The sequence below is a fragment of the Microcoleus sp. LAD1_D3 genome, from assembly GCF_036702135.1.
Taxonomy (GTDB): Bacteria; Cyanobacteriota; Cyanobacteriia; order Cyanobacteriales; family Microcoleaceae; genus Microcoleus.
On record NZ_JAUBSB010000018.1, the window covers coordinates 94,247 to 111,135 of the forward strand.

Sequence of the window (16,889 nt, forward strand, 5' to 3'; positions counted from 1 at the left end):
TTTCCTACAAACAACCTTTGGATTTTACCCAAAAAACTCATCTTTAGGCTCAATCTAAAACCTAAAATCTAAAATCTAAAATCTAAAATTGATTGACTGATGCACTTAATTCAGTAAAATTAACTATGTATCTTTAGACCTCAGCTTCCGTGCAAGAGCGAACGACATCTGTGCCCCCGCATTTTCACCGATTGCCAAACCAACGGTGGCAAATTTATTCGCCTCAACCACAGCAAGCCGAACAGTTTGCCACCGAAATCGGTTTGTCGCCCTTGCTGGCACAGGTGCTGATTAACCGGGGCATCGACTCTCTGAAAGAAGTGCAAGGGTTTATCGAACCGGAATCTCTGGTTTTGCCCGCGCCAATGGATGAGTTTCCCGATTTGGCTACGAGTGTCAAACTTTTGCGGGAGGCGATTTCGCGAGGGGAAAAAATTGCGATTTGCGGCGACTACGATGCTGACGGGATGACGAGCACGGCTTTGTTGCTGCGAGCTCTGAGGCTGCTGGGGGCGAATGTGGATTATGCTATTCCCAGCCGGATGCGAGAAGGTTATGGGATTAACGATCGCATTGTAGAAGAATTTCACTCGGAAGGTGTCGCTCTCATTCTCACGGTTGACAACGGAATTGCAGCCTACGGCCCGGTTGCCAGAGCGCGAGAACTCGGTGTCAAAGTTATTATTACAGACCACCACGATTTACCCCCAAAACTGCCACCGGCTGATGCTATTCTCAACCCGAAATTAATTGCAGAACCTTCGCCTTATCGCGGTTTGGCTGGCGTAGGCGTTGCTTATGTTTTGGCTATTACTTTGGCTCAGGATATGCAGAAACTGGGCGGGTTGGTGAATCCCCTGCTGGAGTTATTTACTTTAGGAACTATTGCGGATTTAGCACCTTTGACAGGAGTTAATCGGCGCTGGGTGAAGCGGGGTTTGCGACTGTTGCCTCACTCGCAATTGGCGGGTATTCAGGCTTTGATTCAGGTGGCTGGAGTGCAGCCGGGAAGTGCGGAAAGTTTACCTCTTCTGAATTCAAAAAGCCAAGCTAGCAATACGTTAAAGCCTGAAGATATTGGTTTTAGGCTTGGGCCCCGGATTAATGCTGTGGGGCGACTGGCTGATCCTCAAATTGTGATAGAGTTGCTGACTACGGACGATCGCGAATTGGCTCTCAAAAACGCGATGCAGTGCGAACAAATCAATCAGCGCAGGCAGGAGTTATGCCAGGAAATTGAGCAGGAAGCCATCGCTTGGTGCGAGAAAAGTGAACTCGACTTGCAGCAAGAACGAGTTTTAGTTGTCGTGCAGCCCGGTTGGCACCACGGGGTGATCGGGATTGTGGCTTCTCGATTAGTGGAACGCTACGGCGTACCGGTGTTTATTGGTACTTTTGAGGATGAGGCTGTAGGGGCGGTTGCCCATAAAATTATCAGGGGTTCGGCGAGGGGAATTCCTGAGTTTAATGTATTTGACGGGCTGAATTTTTGCGCGGATTTATTAACTAAATTTGGCGGACACAAAGCGGCTGGCGGTTTTTCTATGCCGGCCCAGAATCTAGAACAATTCCGCAATCAACTGTCAATTTTTGCTAATCAATGTTTGCAGCCGGAACATCTAAAACCGCTGGTTTCAGTAGATGTGCGGGCAGATTTGGCAGAGATTAATCTCGACCTTTACCGACAAATTGATGCTCTGGAACCTTGCGGGATTGAAAACAAGGCTCCTGTATTTTGGACGCCTAATGTTTGCATAACGGAACAGAAAATTGTTGGTAAAGGAGGTCACGTTAAACTAACTGCAACTCAAGATGGAAATGTATCGGCTAGTGTGAAGGCGATTGCTTGGCGTTGGGGGGAATATTTTCCTTTGCCTCGGCGGGTTGATATTGCTTACCGATTGCGGGAAAATAGTTTTAATGGCAAGACCTCGGTTGAGTTAGAATTGTTGGGCGTTCGGCTACCCGCAAATGCTGCTAGTTCCAGGCCGCCGATGTTTGGAAAAGTTGAGTTTGATTACTGCGATCGCACTTATTCTTGCAGTCTGTCTCCTGCAGGCTCGATCGAGGAATTGAGAATTCGCAACTCTCAAGGACAAGTTTTGGCTGTTGCACCCGGACAAAACATTGGTTTGTTAGGCAACTCTCGCAAAGATGCTAGAGAAGTCGATGTATCTCTACCTTTTTTTGAGAATTTGATTCAAACTGCTAAACACGCCCTCGGTATTTGATAACTCGGTATTTGATAACAAAGCAGGTGCAGCAGGGAAAATTGGCGATCGAGCGTTGTGAATTTTGCATAATTTAAAACTCAAAACTCCCAACTCTCGATCGCCCCACAGCGTGCTATAATTACAGGTCGCCGCCTTTAGCTGCCAAGAGAAAAATCACGATCGGGCCCGAAAGCACGACGGCTGCGAGTAAAGCTACCTGAACAATGAGTTGGTAGTCTACACCAGCCATACCACTGAAAAGATCGGTTATAAAGTCCATGTGTCCTCCTGACTGTAGTGATTAAGTCTAGATTGTTGAATTAGAAAATCCGCTTCTGATTTTACCGGGCTATCGTCCCTATTTTTTAAGGAACTTTACAAAATTCAACAAAATGTAAACTACGATCGACCTCCCAGTGACAGGGAACCGGGGACTTGATGCCTCTTCCGGGAAAGTGCTCCGAATCTAAAATCTAAAATCTAAAATCGAACGAACTATGGCGAATTGGCGTTGCGTAAAGCAGTGCGGTGCTTGTTGTTACCTAGAACCAGCAGAACGCCCTGACTTAGACGAGTATTTATCTGAAGACGAATTAGCGCTCTATTTGAGCTTAGTCGGAGATGACGGTTGGTGTATCAATTTTGACCGATCGACCCGAGAGTGCGGAATTTATGCCGATCGACCGCGCTTTTGTCGGGTAGACTCAGAAGTGTTTCAGGAAATGTACGGTGTTGAGCCGGCTGAGTTGAACGATTTCGCGATCGACTGCTGCTTGGAACACATTGAAGACCTTTATGGCGATCGATCTTTGGAAATGATCCGCTTCAGCTCTGAAGTCGGAATTCTCGCCTTACCTGACAACTAACAATCTCCCAGTGTCTCACCGGGAGAGTGTCAAAATAAACAAATCAAAGAAATATCGCGCAGTTGAGTTGAGCTATGAGCAATCGAGAGGGTTTTACAGGCGGATTTATTGCCGGAGCTGCAGTTGGCGGCTTGGTGGGTGCTGTTTTGGGCGCAGTGCTGTCGCGGCGCGCTGCTGAAGCTTTGCTGAGTGAACCTTCAGACGCAAAAACTAGAAAAATCCGCCAGAGGAAAGCCAGCCAACTCGAAGCCGAAGGGATGGAAGTAGCAAGGCTGAGTTTAGAAGATAAAATTGCCCAGCTAAATCAGGCAATAGATGACGTGCGACTGCAACTCGGCGACGTAAACGGCAACGCGCTGCCGCACAACAGCGAGGGTTCGATCGCTCAAGACTCCTAACTCCATTTAAGATTTTAGATTAGTCGGGCAGATCAATGCGGGCTACTCACATCTTGCACCATTCTCGCTTCACAGACCCGAAAGGTCTGTGAAGCGAGTGATTTTTATTATGGGCCGTTGCTCTTCTAGCCCGCCCGCAAATAGCCTGATGCTCCCCCTCTCCCCCACCTATGCTAAACTTTAAGCTAAAGTGTCTGTAAACTTTACTCAAACTTCAACGAGAATATATGAGTTATTCCATAGGCCTTTTGGCAACCACGCTGTCCACATTTCTGCAAATCTATGTAGCCCTAATGATTTTTAGGGTGCTGTTAAGCTGGTTCCCCAATATCAATTGGTACGACCCCCCGTTTTCGATTTTGAGTCAGTTAACAGACCCTTACCTGAATCTATTCCGATCTATTATCCCCCCCTTAGGAGGGATTGACTTTTCTCCGCTGATTGCGTTTTTTGTACTTCAGTTCGGCTCGGAATTCTTGATCGGTCTTTTGACCAACTTGCAAACAGCCTTGTAGTTAGAAAAGCTTAATTTTTTAAGCATCAAGTGTAAATTGTTTGGCAGACATAGCTGCCGGCAACTAAATTTTAGATTTGAGATTTTTAGATGAACTCCCCGGTTGAAAAGCTGGGGAGTTCATCGTACACGAGAAATGAGAAATTGCCAGCCACTCAACAATCTCAAATCTAAAATCTACAATCGAAAACTGCATCGCGGTTTCACGGGCAGCCAACCCAAAATCTCAAATCAGCAATCTAAAATCTCAAATAGTTTTGTTAACGGCGAACCACGCCAGTAAAACCTGTAGCTTTAAATTGCTTGAGCTTCAAAGGTGTTCGTTGATTGGCCGCAACGGAAATTCTGAGCTGAAAATCGCTAACTCCGGGAGGAACTTCTTCTATAGAACCCAAGCGAGTGCGATTTTGCATCACCGGATTGTCGTCGGCATCATAAATGCGGCCGAAAATATCGGCATTGACAACTGGTTTGCCGGTGCTATTTTCAGCTTTCCCAGTAATCAAAAAGCAGGTAGCTTCCATAGAACTGCCGCTGGTGACTGTTCCTTCTCCCATTTCGGCAGGACATTCGCGATAAGAAAGGTCGGAAAGTTTAATCTGCGTCAGAGCCCAAGCAGGTGGAGTGTATACCAAACTAAAAATTCCGATTAGGCAAGTAGCAAAAAAAAGGCTGATAGCTCGAAATTTCATAAATGGCGGCGCAAGTATATTTTAATTCTCAGCTTAGCGCGAATTCAGCCTCAAATTCCTACTTATAGGAATTCTGAAAACTACAGCTACTTTTTCCCGAAATGGCATTAATCTAGACCTAAATGCTGTCGCAAGGCTTGGCGCATCACATCTACTGGGACGGATTCTTTATCCAGCCAAATTTTTAAGGCGGCTGCTCCTTGTTGAACTAGCATTTCGAGTCCGTCAATAGCTCGCGCTCCCCGAAGCTGTGCATCTTTGAGAAACTGGGTAGGATTAGGGGTGTAAATTAAATCATAGACGATCGCACCTGCTGAAATTCGATCAATCTCACCAGCCGCAACTGGCGACTTTTCCCCCTGCGGATACATCCCCACTGGCGTCGTGTTCACCAGCAAATCTGCCTGCGAGATTAACATTGACAAATTATCCCAAGTATGAACCTGCAAATTCTGCACGGGCATCGGAGAATTGACCCAACTCTGCTGAAATTCCGCTAAATTTTGTTCGCTGCGGCCGACAACGTGAATCTCTGCACATCCCAATTGAGCGCATCCAGCCACAACAGCCCTCGCCGCCCCGCCATTCCCCAAAATTACTGCTACTTTCTGACTCCAATCGGAACCCCCCCTAGCCCCCCCTTGGTAAGGGGGGGGACAGGATTCGACAGCCGTATTGCCCCTTTCTAAGGGAGAAGTCGCCTCTTTAGCCCCCCCTTGGTAAGGGGGGGTTGGGGGGGTGTGCAGCGGCGCGAGAAAGCCTTCAACGTCAGTATTTGTGCCGCACCAACCTTTGTCAGTTAGGTATACGGTATTGACGGCGCCGATCGCTCGGGCGATCGGGGAAACTTCCGACAGCAACGGTAAGATTGCTTGTTTGTGCGGAATTGTGATGCTAAATCCCCGAACGCCGATCGCCGCAAATCCTGCAATAGCAGCTTTTAAATCCCCTGGTTTTACCGGAAACGGCAAGTAAATAAAATCGACTCCCAAGTGGGAAATAGCAGCATTGTGCATCGCCGGCGACAGAGAATGTTCGACGGGATGACCAATTACTCCCAACAGTTTAGTAGTGCCTTTAATCATTTTTGTTAGTTGACTGTTGACTGTTGACTGTTAACGGTTGACTGTTGAGTTTTGTTAGTTTTCATACCAGATCCTGCTACAGTTGGGCCCTTATTTTTTAGTCGGCGAGGAGTGAAGTTCGTTGGTTCAGAAGCGATTTTCCTCGCCGAGTGACTGTAAACCGTCAACTGTTAACTCTCAACTGTTTGCCGAAACTCTTTGGCGTCAGCCAAAATCGGATTGACATCAAACCAATAATCTTCGCCGTAACGGTATTCAAACACCCAGAGACTCCGCAGCAATATTTGGTATTTAGTTTCCCCACTCACAGTTTTGGTAGCGGATACTTGGCGCAGCAATTGCCACTCATCAGGTTCGATCGCCAAAGTAAGCTGGTGGCGGCGCTGCACAATCACATTTTCCAAAGTTTCCCGCGACAGAGGAGGGTCTTGTTTCTGCAGACAGCCATACAGTAGTTGCAGCAAATTGCGGACATGACCACCGCTGACTCGACACAGGCGATCGAGAGTTTCCGCAGAGTCGAAAACTTTGCCTACCAAAGCATAGCGTTGTGAAGGATGCACCGTCGGAAAAGCCCGCGCCAGAACCATCTGCCGCAGCAATTCCAGACCCTCAGAGCACTCAGAACCGTCGCTAAACTGCACCGGCACCATCGGCAAAACCTTCGGATCTACCCCAAATCGATTGGTCAACTGGCCCAAATCGTTAGAGAAAATCAGCACCAAAGGAATTGTATACACGACGTGACAATTTAGTCTTGCCAACTGTTCGCCGCGATCGACAAACAGGTATTCCGGCTGCAGCCGCCCCGTCGGTTTCGCGCACAGGTGTATGCGATCGAGATTGTCGATAATTACTACAAGTCCTTGTTTCCCTTGGCGTTTGAGTTCTTGATTAGCCGGTTCTAGCAACTCTTTATTAAGCGCATCTAAAATTACATTAGTTCGCGGCTCCAAATATTGCCTCAACTCCGATCGCAAATTCGGAGCATCTTTCGCCTTAGCAGTAATTTTGCCAATTCCCAGCGCCAGAGAAAACTCTCCCTCCGTGCTGGCATTTATTTCCCCCAAACCAGGGACATTAGCTTCAGCCCTCAAGTCTATTTGAGTTTGAAAAACATCAGCAACCCCTTTGAGCAAAGCTTTAAAACCCGTCGGTTGCAGCTTGATTTTCATTTTCTCGATGCTTTCGCTCACCTGACGAGCAACGCTCAACAAAATATCAGTGATATCTACATCTGCCATGTCTAAGTCTTTACTCGACTCAAAGTAAACAACATGAAATCCTTGTTGCTGCAATTGAGCTTGCAGCCGCAGCAATTCAGTTGATTTACCAGAGCCGATGTGACCGGTGAATAATTGACAGGTAGGTGCATCCGGGGACAGACGGCTGATGGTGCGCTCCAATTGTTCTACGATTGTGCCACCCCGCACTGAAGAGAAATCGATATAGTATTGTCGGTCTTTTTGATTTGCTACTGCCAGGGTGTAGCTGGGATTGCAGGTGCTATAAAATTTCTGTAAATTTAGTTCCATACCCTGTTCCATCTTTCACAACATTATGCCCTAATACCTTATTCGTTTCGCTACTTTACTAATCAGAAAAAGTTGCCCGTTTATTCTGCTGTTTTATTTTGCGGTCAATATCTTGATGTAGCTCATAAAATTTTAGATTTTAAATTTTAGATTTTAAATTTTAAATTGGTAATGACTCATCACTATCGGGGTTGGCTTCTTCCCTCCCTGGCTATTTTTTTTTAACTTTTATCATAATACGCGCTAACCAATTATACCTAATTTTTACATACAGGGAATGAAGGGAAGTCACTAATACCCGATAGCTAGGCAATCGCTCTGTCTCGATCGCGATTTTGTATATTGAAATCAATGACGAAGAGTGGGCCGTAATGTTCTCGCCTCAAAGTGGCTATTTTAGTACGGTTAACCGAATATATAATGTGCGGGAACTTGCACCCGCCCCGATGCGGTTATCAAGTCAAGATCAACTCAAATCTGAAACCTCAAATTTAATTGCTTCAGCCAATCCCGTGGTAGATTTAACACTGTTAGCTGCACCGATTCGGCAGATTGGATATTGCCCAAAAACGGATGCTAGAATCCTACCATTTTAATGAAACTAGGACTTCCCCACGCTTTCTTCAGAAACCCGGTTTTTTTTATATTTCTCCTTACTAAATCTCTTATTTTCGTAAAAAACGGCTTTCTTAGCACACTCTCTCTTCCCTAACTCTAAGCTTTTTGCGCCCTCTGCGGTTATTTCAAAAAGTCTTTATCCAACTAAAATAAAACTTTTATATCCTCTTTATCTGCGGTTAGAAATCCCCAAATTATACAAAAAAAAGGGCTGGCAATTACGCCAGCCCTTCAACTAATTTTAGATATTAAATTATTGCTAATTTAACATCTAAAACCTCTAATCAATCTAGCTTCTGTCAGTAGCAGCTACTGGCTCAAAGCTTGGAACCACCAACTCATCATTCTGCTTAGTGAGTTGATTGTACAGCCGTTCGGTATTCGGGAAATTCGCAGCCGGTAGAGTTGGGAAGCGACGATAAGGAACAGTATCCTCACCAAAAGCCTCAGCATATTCAACGCTGTTCAACATCGCGTTGATAAAGCCCTTAATCCCTTTACTTGCCAAGATTTGGTTGTACGTCCGAATCTCCGCTTGATTGCGGGGAGCGCGGCCCAAGAAGTGCTTGGTTCCCAACTCAATCACCTTAGTATTGGGATAAGGTGCGTAGAACTGTTTGACGTACAGCGACGAGCAGCCCAAAGCCTCAATGAACTCCTTGAGATTGATTTCATTGTTGCCAAGTTTGCTTTCCAGCGCTGTGAATTCATTCTTCACAACATAGGGGTTGATGTCGCGCTCAAAAATTTGACGGTAAGCAGCTTGAATTAAAGTTTTCAAAGCTACTTTGTCCGAAGTAGTCGTCAGCTTGAACACCTTAGTTTGTTCGCGCCGCTTGCTGACACCTTGAGCGAGGCTATTTTGTAACTCGAAATCGCCCCGATCGAGCGCAGTGCCGAGTTCAATAAATCGAGGAGTTTCGGGCGTCTGAGCTTGGACATTTTGCTCAGCGACGGAACCCGATCGCATCGTCCGCATCGACAAACCACCGGGAGTCACATAGCGCTCGTAGGGCACTGTATCTTCCCCAAAAGCTTCGTTGTACTCCGTGCTGTCCAGGATGCTATCAACCAGCGCGTAGAAACCCTTCTTGGCGCAAATGTCAAAGTAAGCGTTCATTTCCTGGCGGCCATAGGTAGGGCGTCCCAGGAGTCGGCGGTGAATGTACTCGATCGCCTTACAAACGTACAGCTTGCTCCAGTACATATTGCGGAACACGTCAGACTTCGCCAACATCCGAATAAACTCGCGCATCGGAATGTCGCCGTTTTCGAGCTTAATTTCCGCCACCTTTTGGCGCTGGCCGTCGAACACGTCGCGACCGAACACTTGCAGGTAAGCTGCCCGAATCACCGCTTGGGTGGAACTTTCGGTAAATTTGACACTGGAAGCACTGCTGTAGCCGCTGCCTACAGAAGCACCGCGGCCAGTGGTTTTTCTCGGAGCACTGTAGCCACCCGGCAACTGGTCTAATTTAAAGACCTTGGGGCCAAGAGAGCCGGGAGCCTTGCCGCGGGCTTGCGGGTTGCTCAATTGGTTTTCAATCCCCGCACCTTGACGGATCAGGATGCGGCGGGTGTCCTTGCCGAAGGGAGCGGGACGGCTCTTGGGGTTGCGAGTTTCTTGCGGGAAAATCGCGCCGAACTGAATTTCTAAGGGGTCATTGCCAACACCGTAAACGTGCTGGTCTGGTAGCGGCTGAGTGTAGCCTGCGAACAAAGTGATGAACTGAGGAACCTTGCGGAACGGAGCGCTGAAATTGAACAAATCAATTTGCGGGCCCCAGTTGCGACATTCCTGAGCTTCTTGGCCCAAACCACGTAGGTAAGGCACTGTTTCTTCGCCGAAGTAATCGGAATACTCCTGGGAATAAACCATTGCGTCTACGAGGGCTGCCAGGCCGCCTTTGCTGACGATCGCAAAATACTTGCTAAATTCCTCCCGCGAGCTCAAACCGCGACCTAGGAAGTGACGAGCGGCAAGTTCTACAGCACGGCTGTTGACAAACGGCTCGTAGAATTGCTGACGGTACAGAGGAGATTTACCAAGGCGGCGAATAAACTCTTTCATGGAGATTTCGCCATTTTTGACCTTGGATTCCAAGTCAGAAATGCTTTGGCTGTATGCGCGGGTAATATCGCGCTCGAATACTTGGCGGTAAGCTGCTTTGATTACTTCTAGCTTTTCCCCCCCAGACAGGCCGGTTTTCATGACGAATTTTGATCGTCGCTCGGCTGCGTTGAAGTAGATTTGAGGCAGTTGCAGGCCTTGCTGGTCGTTGCTTTCGCGCTGCCGCACCTTGTCTGAAGGTGTGGGAGCTTTGAATTCGGTAATTGCTACGTCGAAATACTGTCCGACGATCGCACTTGCCTCTGCATTGTTTCTGAAATAGCCCAAAGATGCTGCCTTCATTTCCTGCATTGCCACAATTGTGGCCGCCGAAGAGCAAGCATTTTCGATGATTTCCCGCAATCCGCGCACGTTCACCGAAATAATGTTCGGGTCGCCCGCGACAATTGCGTAAGTGATGTAGCGCAAAAACCAGCTCAAATCCCGCAGAGATTTGGTCATGTTGCCCGGGCCGTAGCGCGAGACATTGATCGGCTGAAATCCTGCGGGGATTGGGCCGCTGTAGCCGCCACCGTTGCCAGAAAATAGATTTCCTAGCCCCAAGAAACCACCGCCGCCACCGCCGTTGCCGCCAGCGCGGCTTTCTACGTAGGTGACATTTCCCAGTTTCATGCCTTCAGAGACATTCGCCGAGCCGCCGCGAGCCGCACCTGCTACAGCCATCGCAGGTTCTTGTGGTCTTTCCAAAAATGCCAGCGGGGAACCGCCGGTAAAAATCCGGTTGGCTGCGCGGGATACTATCAGTTCCGAATTTTTGGTCAGCGTCGCAGAGATATCGATCCGAAGAGCCCCTGAACTGAAATAACTTGCCAGTTCGCTGAGTTCGCCCCGCTGTAGAAAGCGGTCTTGCTGTTCTGCTTGCGAAATTGTTGCGACCGGTACAGTTTGATATAGTTGCGGACGCGCAACCGAGCTTCCACCACTTGCCTTTACAGTCATTAGACTCCTTCGCTCCCTATCTAAATCGTTGTAGCATTTACCCAGACTAACCCTGCCTTCTCATGCAGGGCAAAGTAGGTATTTTTGCTTTGTTTACTTTTTGCCTTTACCCGTCACGAGGTTCGGGCGCGCTTACTTTCTTAGATTAAAATGTTTTGGTTTCATCTTTCTGCCTGCCGGGAAATGTCCGGTCAGAAGGCAGGCACGGGGTACTCCCTCCGCTGCGCTCCGCCCGTACACCCGTGAAAAAAAAGACTTGGCAGGATATTTGACGAGTGGGCGATCGCAGTAAGTGCCGTCAATTAAGGGAAAAGAAAATCAAAAATTTTCTTCTGCCTTTTTCTCTTGCCTTTAACTTTCTGCTTAAAGACGCCTCCGCTTTACCCGAAAGCTCAGCGGTAGCGGTGGGTTATTGACAGTCCTCGTTTGTTAAAAAGCCTGTCGAGATTTATTGTATAGATTTAAGAGAGCGTATATGAGAAAAAATGATAAGTTTTATTACGCCGAAGCTGTCAGGGCTTGGCAGTCATGGGTTAGTCGATCGCCCGATCCCTCTGTTTCAGGCTTCCCAACTTGGCGAAACGCCACTTTTGTTGCGATTAACGAAGCATTAGAAGTGCATGGCCTAGCGCTGTTACCCCCTAGCTACTGACAACGAATCTCAAAACCCACGCACTATTACCTCACCTATGGATACTACGCCTGATATCAGCGCTGCCGTGCGGCGGCTGTACGATACTTTCCCTTTCCCGCCCGATCCTTTGTCCGATGAACCGCCCCCTGGGTACAACTGGCGCTGGAGTTGGCCTGATGCTTACAATTTTTGCACCGGCCAAAAGCCGCCAAAACTGGATATTCGGATTTTAGATGCTGGCTGCGGCACTGGTTCGAGCACCGATTATCTGATTCACCTCAATCCTGAAGCTTCGGTGACGGCGATCGACCTGAGTGAAGGTGCTTTGAAAGTAGCACAAGAACGCTGTCGGCGATCGGGAGCGCGCGAAGCTGATTTTCGCCACCTCAGCCTGTACGATGCCGCGGAGTTAGAGGGCGAGTTTGATTTGATCAACTGCGTCGGCGTGCTGCACCACTTACCCGATCCGATCCGGGGCATTCAAGCGCTGGCGGCGAAGTTGGCAGAGGGCGGTTTGATGCACGTTTTTGTGTATGCTGAGCTCGGACGCTGGGAAATTCAACTCATGCAAAGGGCGATCGCCCTTCTCCAAGGCCCGCAAAAAGGTGACTATCCCGATGGTGTGAAAGTCGGTCGTCAAATCTTTGCTTCTTTACCAGAAAACAACCGTCTTGTCAAGTACGAAAAACAGCGTTGGGCAGGAGAAAATCAGCGAGACGAATGTTTTGCTGATATGTACGTTCACCCGCAGGAAATTGACTACAATATTGAGACTTTGTTCGAGTTAATTGACGCTTCGGGGTTGGAATTTATCGGTTTCTCAAATCCGGGATATTGGCAGTTAGAACGACTGTTAGGGAAAGCACCGGATTTGATAGAAAGAGCTCAGGGTTTGACGGAAAGAGAGCTTTATCGATTAATTGAATTGTTGGATACGGAAATCACTCATTACGAGTTTTTCTTGGGCAAAAAGCCTGTTAATAAAATTGATTGGTCGGACGATAAGGCACTTTTGGCGGCAATTCCAGAGTTGAGTAGTTGTATGCACGGTTGGCCGAGTCAACAAGTGTTTGATTGCAACTACCAATTGATCAATTTGTCAAGTGCTGAATTTGAGTTTTTGCAAGGTTGCAATACCAAAACTGTGGGAGAGATTTTGGCGGATGTGGAGATGGGATTGGATGAAGTGCGATCGATCTTATCAAAACAGCTAATTTTGCTCACACCCGGTAAAATCTAAGGGCGGGCAATATGCTTAACTCCTACTCCCCACAATCAAATTAGCTTTTTGTGGAACAGGCATCTTGCCTGTTCTTTGCTCGGAGTATAATTTATGTTAAATTCCCAATTAATCAAGGTTTTACCGTTGGAGGATTAACAGCCGTAATTTGTGAATAACGAGCGAAATCAGCAATGTTAAAAGTTAGGATATGAGTTAAACCATGAACTAGCATAGCAGCAACTAGCCGCGCATCATGAACGTTAACACCTACAACCTTATACGTTATCACCAGTCGCTCCCATTCTTGATAAATTGCTTCGGTATCCAACAACAGAGGAAAAAGCTGTTTTAAGCGATTAATTTCTGCCTCTGCTTCTGTTGCAGTACGCCCTAATCCATTTCTCTGGATCGGGCGCGTGCAAACGTTCCAAAACTCGATCAAATTTTGGGGTACGATATAAAGTTGTTCCCCGCGATCGCGCAGAGTAATCACGGCATTAACGGCATCAGGATTCATTGGGTGTGCTGTATCGATGCTACGCAGCAGTATATTTGTATCTACGAGAAACGGCATTTAACCTCTGTCTCCATAAATGCTCTCTCTGCTAATAGCTTCATCTGAAAGAGTGGGGAGATTTAGGGTACGATGACTGTCAACCCATTCTTGAAATGCTATTGACCATTCTGTTGGGGTAGCTGTTTCATAAAATGGAGGTTGTTGAGGTTCAATTAGCTGTTTGAGCATCGCATCTAGTAATGGTTTAATCTGATCCGCCGTGCGGCTGGTGATTTTTTCCAAAACTTGAGTAATCGTCTGTATCTCTTGTTCGTGAGATTGCTGAAGATTGTGCAGCATAATTATCCTTGAGTGCAAGTTTTTGGGCTGATGATAGCGGGGTCGATCGCACTTTTTAAATTGATTTTAATATTATAACTGTAGCGCAAAGCCTAGGAAGTAGGCGATTGCTCGTTCCCAGGCTCTAGGCTGGGAACCAGTTAATCCTGGATGCACGTACTAGGATTTTCTGTCATTGCGAACGTAGTGAAGCAATCTCAAAGCTGACGCACCTTTCCCAAATCCCAAATCCCAAATGGATTGACACAGGCCCCCGTCTGCGGCTACGCTTTGAAGTTAGAGGTTGCTTTGCTTGTAGAGGAAGTAGCCGGCGTCGCCCAAAAATCTAGTTGCACTGCCCAAAGCTGCTGGTAACAGCAATGGACAGCTAACCGCCAAACTGATCACAGCAGTCTGGAGGCTAACGGAGTATCTTAACATCCTCTGTAGCCGCCCTGCTATGTGTTGAAATGCGGGGCGGCTGGGTTTTTGGGTTTTTCTAGAAAACCCAAAACCAGGAGAACATAATTATGTCACAGGAATTCTTGCCTGACGACAACAAATTCGCTCGGCCAAATGACGACTCAGCAGCAGAATCGGAACAGGATGTGGTGTGTGTAACGGTGACAGGTTCGCAATCGGGTGTCAGGGAAACCATACTCACTTTGTACCGCCTGGGATTTGCCCAAGTGGGCGATTGGAGTCCCCTACAACGTGCAGCTAATCCGAAGCAAGTGATGAGTGTGCTGATTCGCCGTCGGAAGCGCAAAGTGTAGGTGTTTGCTCGTTCCCAGGCTCTAGCCTGGGAACACATTCCATGAGCATCTGCCTCCTGTTTTTGTTTTTATCCGCTAGCGAGGCAGAGCCTCTGGATCTCGGTTTCCAGGCTAGAGCCTGGGAACCAGTTAATAAGACCAACAAATATCAGGCACGTTACTTTACTAAATCAGGATAAGAGCATATCCTAATTTAGAGCCTCAAACATCTATAAATCAAGCTAGGCAGGGTAACGCACATTTCCCCGCCTAAGTCCTGTAACCTTTGTAGAATCGCTAGTTTGATATATAAAAACTTTATGTGTTATGTTAAAAACTTACTAAATTATTACAATCTACTGAGGTAACAAAATGTCTTCTGAAAATAAACTGTTAGAAACAGAATACTTAGAAACAGAATACTTAGAAATCGAACATATAGAATGGTGGGAAAACATTCCCGATTATGCCGAAGACACTTTTACAATCAAAACTAGAAAGGAAAGTCATAATATTGATGCCAAAGAATATGATAATAATATTATGAAAATAATTAATGAATATTCAATAAAGGGTTGGGTAGTAGTTAGCGTCACAGATTCATTTGTTCGCACTAATAGACGTAACGTATTAGAAAGAAAACATGATGTATTACATAGAAGTAGATGCTATTTATTAAGTAGAAATTGTGAAAAACTCACAAACAGCCCCGCGCTGTAACCGCTCCAATCGCCCCGACCGTAGCAAGCGCTAACACACATTTCCCCACCTAAGCCCTTTAACCCTTGCACTATAGAAAAAACGGTATGTAAAAAAAAATTATATTTTTTCATAACTTTTAGATTAACTTCTTTTCAACCTCTGTCGAATTCTTGTCAAATCTTCTTCCTTTTCAACATCTACAAAATATTCAACGTTAAATGTAAACTCTTCATCATGGTATGTTTCAATCGCTTGTTGTTCTATAGTTTTTAATTTATTTACAACCTTTACATTGAAAATATATCCTTTCTCTAGAAAACTGAGATTACTAATTTGAATTACTTCCCCTACTTCTAAACCTAAGTCAAAAGAAAATCTACATAAAGGTATAAAACTACAAATATCGTTAGAATTCTCTTTAAAAACAGACATTATTATTTTTGATGTAATCATACAGATTTTTCTCAAATTAAGATAAAGTATTTTAACACAAAATATTTTAAAAACATAACCATTTAAAGGTGTGACGCGACAAAGCTATACCGCCCCGCGCTGTGACCGCTCTGTGTGTGCCACCGCTCCCATACCATCCTAGTTTTTAAAAAAGCTGTACGTTCTCAGTCGTGACTGTGACGCAAAAAAGCTAGACCGCCACCGCTCCATTCCGATCGCTCCAACCGTGGCAACCTTGCCAGACGTTAGACCCACGCTAGACCCGCAAACTTTGCCTGTGATGCAACTCTGCCAGCCTTGCTACTGCCACAGGTGGAATCATCCCAAAACCCGCTAGACCCCGCCAGATGGTGCATTTTGTACCCTTGCCTGTGGTGACGGGGCGATCGACTTGACACGGGGCGATCGGACAGTGCTACCCAGCTTGTTAATTCAATGAAAATCACTGCGACCGCCGCTTCCCTCGGATGTGTAAACATTTTAATAACCATAGCAATCCTGGAAGGTAAAAGATGACACAAGCCCACAAACAGAAACTTACCTTTGAAGAGTACCTCACCTATGAGGACGACACCGACAACCGCTACGAATTAATTGATGGAGAGTTAGTAACATTGCCGCCAGAATCCGAACCCAACACTGCCATTGCTAACTATCTACTATTCACTCTGGCTAGTAGCGGGTTCATCCCACTGAGGCTGATCAGAACACATATCTGCGAAATCCAAGTTCCGATCGTGCGGGAGGGCGACGCAGCTAACCGCTACCCAGATTTGGTGGTTTTGCGCCCGGAACACATCTTGCTGACAGCAACCAGGCTAACCATCACCCAAACTATGCCACCTCCTCAGTTGGTTGTCGAGGTTGTTAGTCCAGGTAGAGTTGGGCGCGATCGCGATTACATTAGTAAACGAGCTCAATATGCAGGGCGGGGTATCCCTGAATATTGGATTGTTGACCCTCAAGAGGAGATAGTAGCGGTACTACGACTAGAATCAGGTGAGTATGTCGAAGTTGGGGTTTTTCAAGGGGAACAAGGGCTGATATCGCCGACTTTTCCGCAGTTGAACTTGACGGCCCAACAAGTCTTGAAAGGAGAGTTTTAGCCGCCGATTTGAGACATTGTGCGGCTGTAATTGCCCTTCCCTAATTTATCGCACGTTTAAGAATTTGACCGACAACTCCGTACCTGTCGCCTGTCAATCCATCCAATTCGTGTTGGGAGTATGTCACTTTTGTAGTGAGTAATTATACTTATGTAGCTTTTCCCTGATTTCCAATTAACCCGTTCAAGTAA

At 46.6% G+C, this 16,889-nt stretch carries 19 protein-coding genes; 9 read left to right on the plus strand and 10 right to left on the minus strand.

Going from position 1 to position 16,889, the window contains the following annotated elements:
* Positions 1-149: 149 nt before the first annotated feature.
* A complete protein-coding gene (gene recJ, locus QUA74_RS13290) occupies positions 150-2,231 on the plus strand; it encodes a single-stranded-DNA-specific exonuclease RecJ (RefSeq protein ID WP_333329307.1) in 2,082 nt (693 codons plus the stop codon).
* Positions 2,232-2,352: 121 nt separating this feature from the next.
* Here recJ and psb30 read toward each other — a convergent pair whose 3' ends face one another.
* Positions 2,353-2,493, minus strand: coding sequence for a photosystem II reaction center protein Ycf12/Psb30 (gene psb30, locus QUA74_RS13295; RefSeq protein ID WP_190740284.1), 141 nt, complete (start codon positions 2,491-2,493; stop codon positions 2,353-2,355).
* A gap of 217 nt (positions 2,494-2,710) precedes the next feature.
* Here psb30 and QUA74_RS13300 point away from each other — a divergent pair, with 217 nt between their 5' ends.
* The 3 genes from QUA74_RS13300 (at position 2,711) to QUA74_RS13310 (ending at position 3,992) form a co-directional block, all read left to right on the plus strand.
* Positions 2,711-3,079 carry a YkgJ family cysteine cluster protein gene (locus QUA74_RS13300; RefSeq protein ID WP_333329311.1) on the plus strand — a complete coding sequence of 123 codons (369 nt, stop codon included), beginning with the start codon at positions 2,711-2,713 and terminating at the stop codon, positions 3,077-3,079.
* A gap of 74 nt (positions 3,080-3,153) precedes the next feature.
* The gene (locus QUA74_RS13305) at positions 3,154-3,477 is read left to right on the plus strand and encodes a hypothetical protein (protein ID WP_333329314.1); all 324 of its coding nucleotides are present in this window, start codon (positions 3,154-3,156) and stop codon (positions 3,475-3,477) included.
* 227 nt (positions 3,478-3,704) lie between these two features.
* Positions 3,705-3,992 (plus strand): YggT family protein, encoded by a 288-nt coding sequence (locus QUA74_RS13310; RefSeq protein WP_333329317.1) that lies wholly within the window; start codon positions 3,705-3,707, stop codon positions 3,990-3,992.
* Between the two features lie 259 nt (positions 3,993-4,251).
* On the opposite strand, the gene QUA74_RS13315 is transcribed toward QUA74_RS13310, so the two are convergent.
* The 4 genes from QUA74_RS13315 to QUA74_RS13330 all read right to left on the minus strand — a co-directional run bounded on the left by QUA74_RS13315 (position 4,252) and on the right by QUA74_RS13330 (position 10,991).
* A complete protein-coding gene (locus QUA74_RS13315) occupies positions 4,252-4,683 on the minus strand; it encodes a hypothetical protein (protein WP_333083661.1) in 432 nt (143 codons plus the stop codon).
* Positions 4,684-4,790: 107 nt separating this feature from the next.
* Positions 4,791-5,768, minus strand: a complete 978-nt coding sequence (locus QUA74_RS13320) for a shikimate dehydrogenase (protein ID WP_333329320.1) — start codon at positions 5,766-5,768, stop codon at positions 4,791-4,793.
* A gap of 170 nt (positions 5,769-5,938) precedes the next feature.
* Entirely contained in the window at positions 5,939-7,303 is a 1,365-nt protein-coding gene (locus QUA74_RS13325) for a P-loop NTPase fold protein (RefSeq protein WP_333329323.1), read from the minus strand.
* A 907-nt stretch (positions 7,304-8,210) separates the two neighbouring features.
* Positions 8,211-10,991, minus strand: coding sequence for a phycobilisome rod-core linker polypeptide (locus QUA74_RS13330; protein WP_333329325.1), 2,781 nt, complete (start codon positions 10,989-10,991; stop codon positions 8,211-8,213).
* A 475-nt stretch (positions 10,992-11,466) separates the two neighbouring features.
* On the opposite strand from QUA74_RS13330, the gene QUA74_RS13335 reads away from it, so the two are divergent.
* Both QUA74_RS13335 and QUA74_RS13340 read left to right on the plus strand, forming a co-directional pair.
* Positions 11,467-11,643, plus strand: a complete 177-nt coding sequence (locus QUA74_RS13335) for a hypothetical protein (RefSeq protein ID WP_333329328.1) — start codon at positions 11,467-11,469, stop codon at positions 11,641-11,643.
* Between the two features lie 37 nt (positions 11,644-11,680).
* Complete coding sequence (locus tag QUA74_RS13340) at positions 11,681-12,865, plus strand: class I SAM-dependent methyltransferase (RefSeq protein ID WP_333329331.1); 1,185 nt, start codon at positions 11,681-11,683, stop codon at positions 12,863-12,865.
* 112 nt (positions 12,866-12,977) lie between these two features.
* On the opposite strand, the gene QUA74_RS13345 is transcribed toward QUA74_RS13340, so the two are convergent.
* The 3 genes from QUA74_RS13345 to QUA74_RS13355 all read right to left on the minus strand — a co-directional run bounded on the left by QUA74_RS13345 (position 12,978) and on the right by QUA74_RS13355 (position 14,123).
* Positions 12,978-13,421, minus strand: a complete 444-nt coding sequence (locus QUA74_RS13345) for a PIN domain-containing protein (RefSeq protein WP_333329334.1) — start codon at positions 13,419-13,421, stop codon at positions 12,978-12,980.
* The gene (locus tag QUA74_RS13350; RefSeq protein ID WP_333329337.1) at positions 13,422-13,703 is read right to left on the minus strand and encodes a hypothetical protein; all 282 of its coding nucleotides are present in this window, start codon (positions 13,701-13,703) and stop codon (positions 13,422-13,424) included.
* 276 nt (positions 13,704-13,979) lie between these two features.
* Positions 13,980-14,123 (minus strand): hypothetical protein, encoded by a 144-nt coding sequence (locus tag QUA74_RS13355; RefSeq protein ID WP_242717095.1) that lies wholly within the window; start codon positions 14,121-14,123, stop codon positions 13,980-13,982.
* An 89-nt stretch (positions 14,124-14,212) separates the two neighbouring features.
* Between QUA74_RS13355 and QUA74_RS13360 the strand changes: the two genes are divergently transcribed.
* Together QUA74_RS13360 and QUA74_RS13365 are read left to right on the plus strand one after the other, a co-directional pair.
* Positions 14,213-14,458, plus strand: a complete 246-nt coding sequence (locus QUA74_RS13360; RefSeq protein ID WP_333329339.1) for a hypothetical protein — start codon at positions 14,213-14,215, stop codon at positions 14,456-14,458.
* A 351-nt stretch (positions 14,459-14,809) separates the two neighbouring features.
* The gene (locus QUA74_RS13365) at positions 14,810-15,157 is read left to right on the plus strand and encodes a hypothetical protein (RefSeq protein ID WP_333329342.1); all 348 of its coding nucleotides are present in this window, start codon (positions 14,810-14,812) and stop codon (positions 15,155-15,157) included.
* A 123-nt stretch (positions 15,158-15,280) separates the two neighbouring features.
* Here the strand turns inward: QUA74_RS13365 and QUA74_RS13370 are convergent, their stop codons facing one another.
* Both QUA74_RS13370 and QUA74_RS13375 read right to left on the minus strand, forming a co-directional pair.
* On the minus strand, positions 15,281-15,571 hold the full coding sequence (locus tag QUA74_RS13370; protein ID WP_333329345.1) for a hypothetical protein: 291 nt from the start codon (positions 15,569-15,571) through the stop codon (positions 15,281-15,283).
* 266 nt (positions 15,572-15,837) lie between these two features.
* On the minus strand, positions 15,838-16,083 hold the full coding sequence (locus tag QUA74_RS13375) for a hypothetical protein (protein ID WP_333329348.1): 246 nt from the start codon (positions 16,081-16,083) through the stop codon (positions 15,838-15,840).
* Positions 16,084-16,104: 21 nt separating this feature from the next.
* Between QUA74_RS13375 and QUA74_RS13380 the strand changes: the two genes are divergently transcribed.
* A complete protein-coding gene (locus QUA74_RS13380) occupies positions 16,105-16,698 on the plus strand; it encodes a Uma2 family endonuclease (protein WP_333329353.1) in 594 nt (197 codons plus the stop codon).
* Positions 16,699-16,889: the final 191 nt, after the last annotated feature.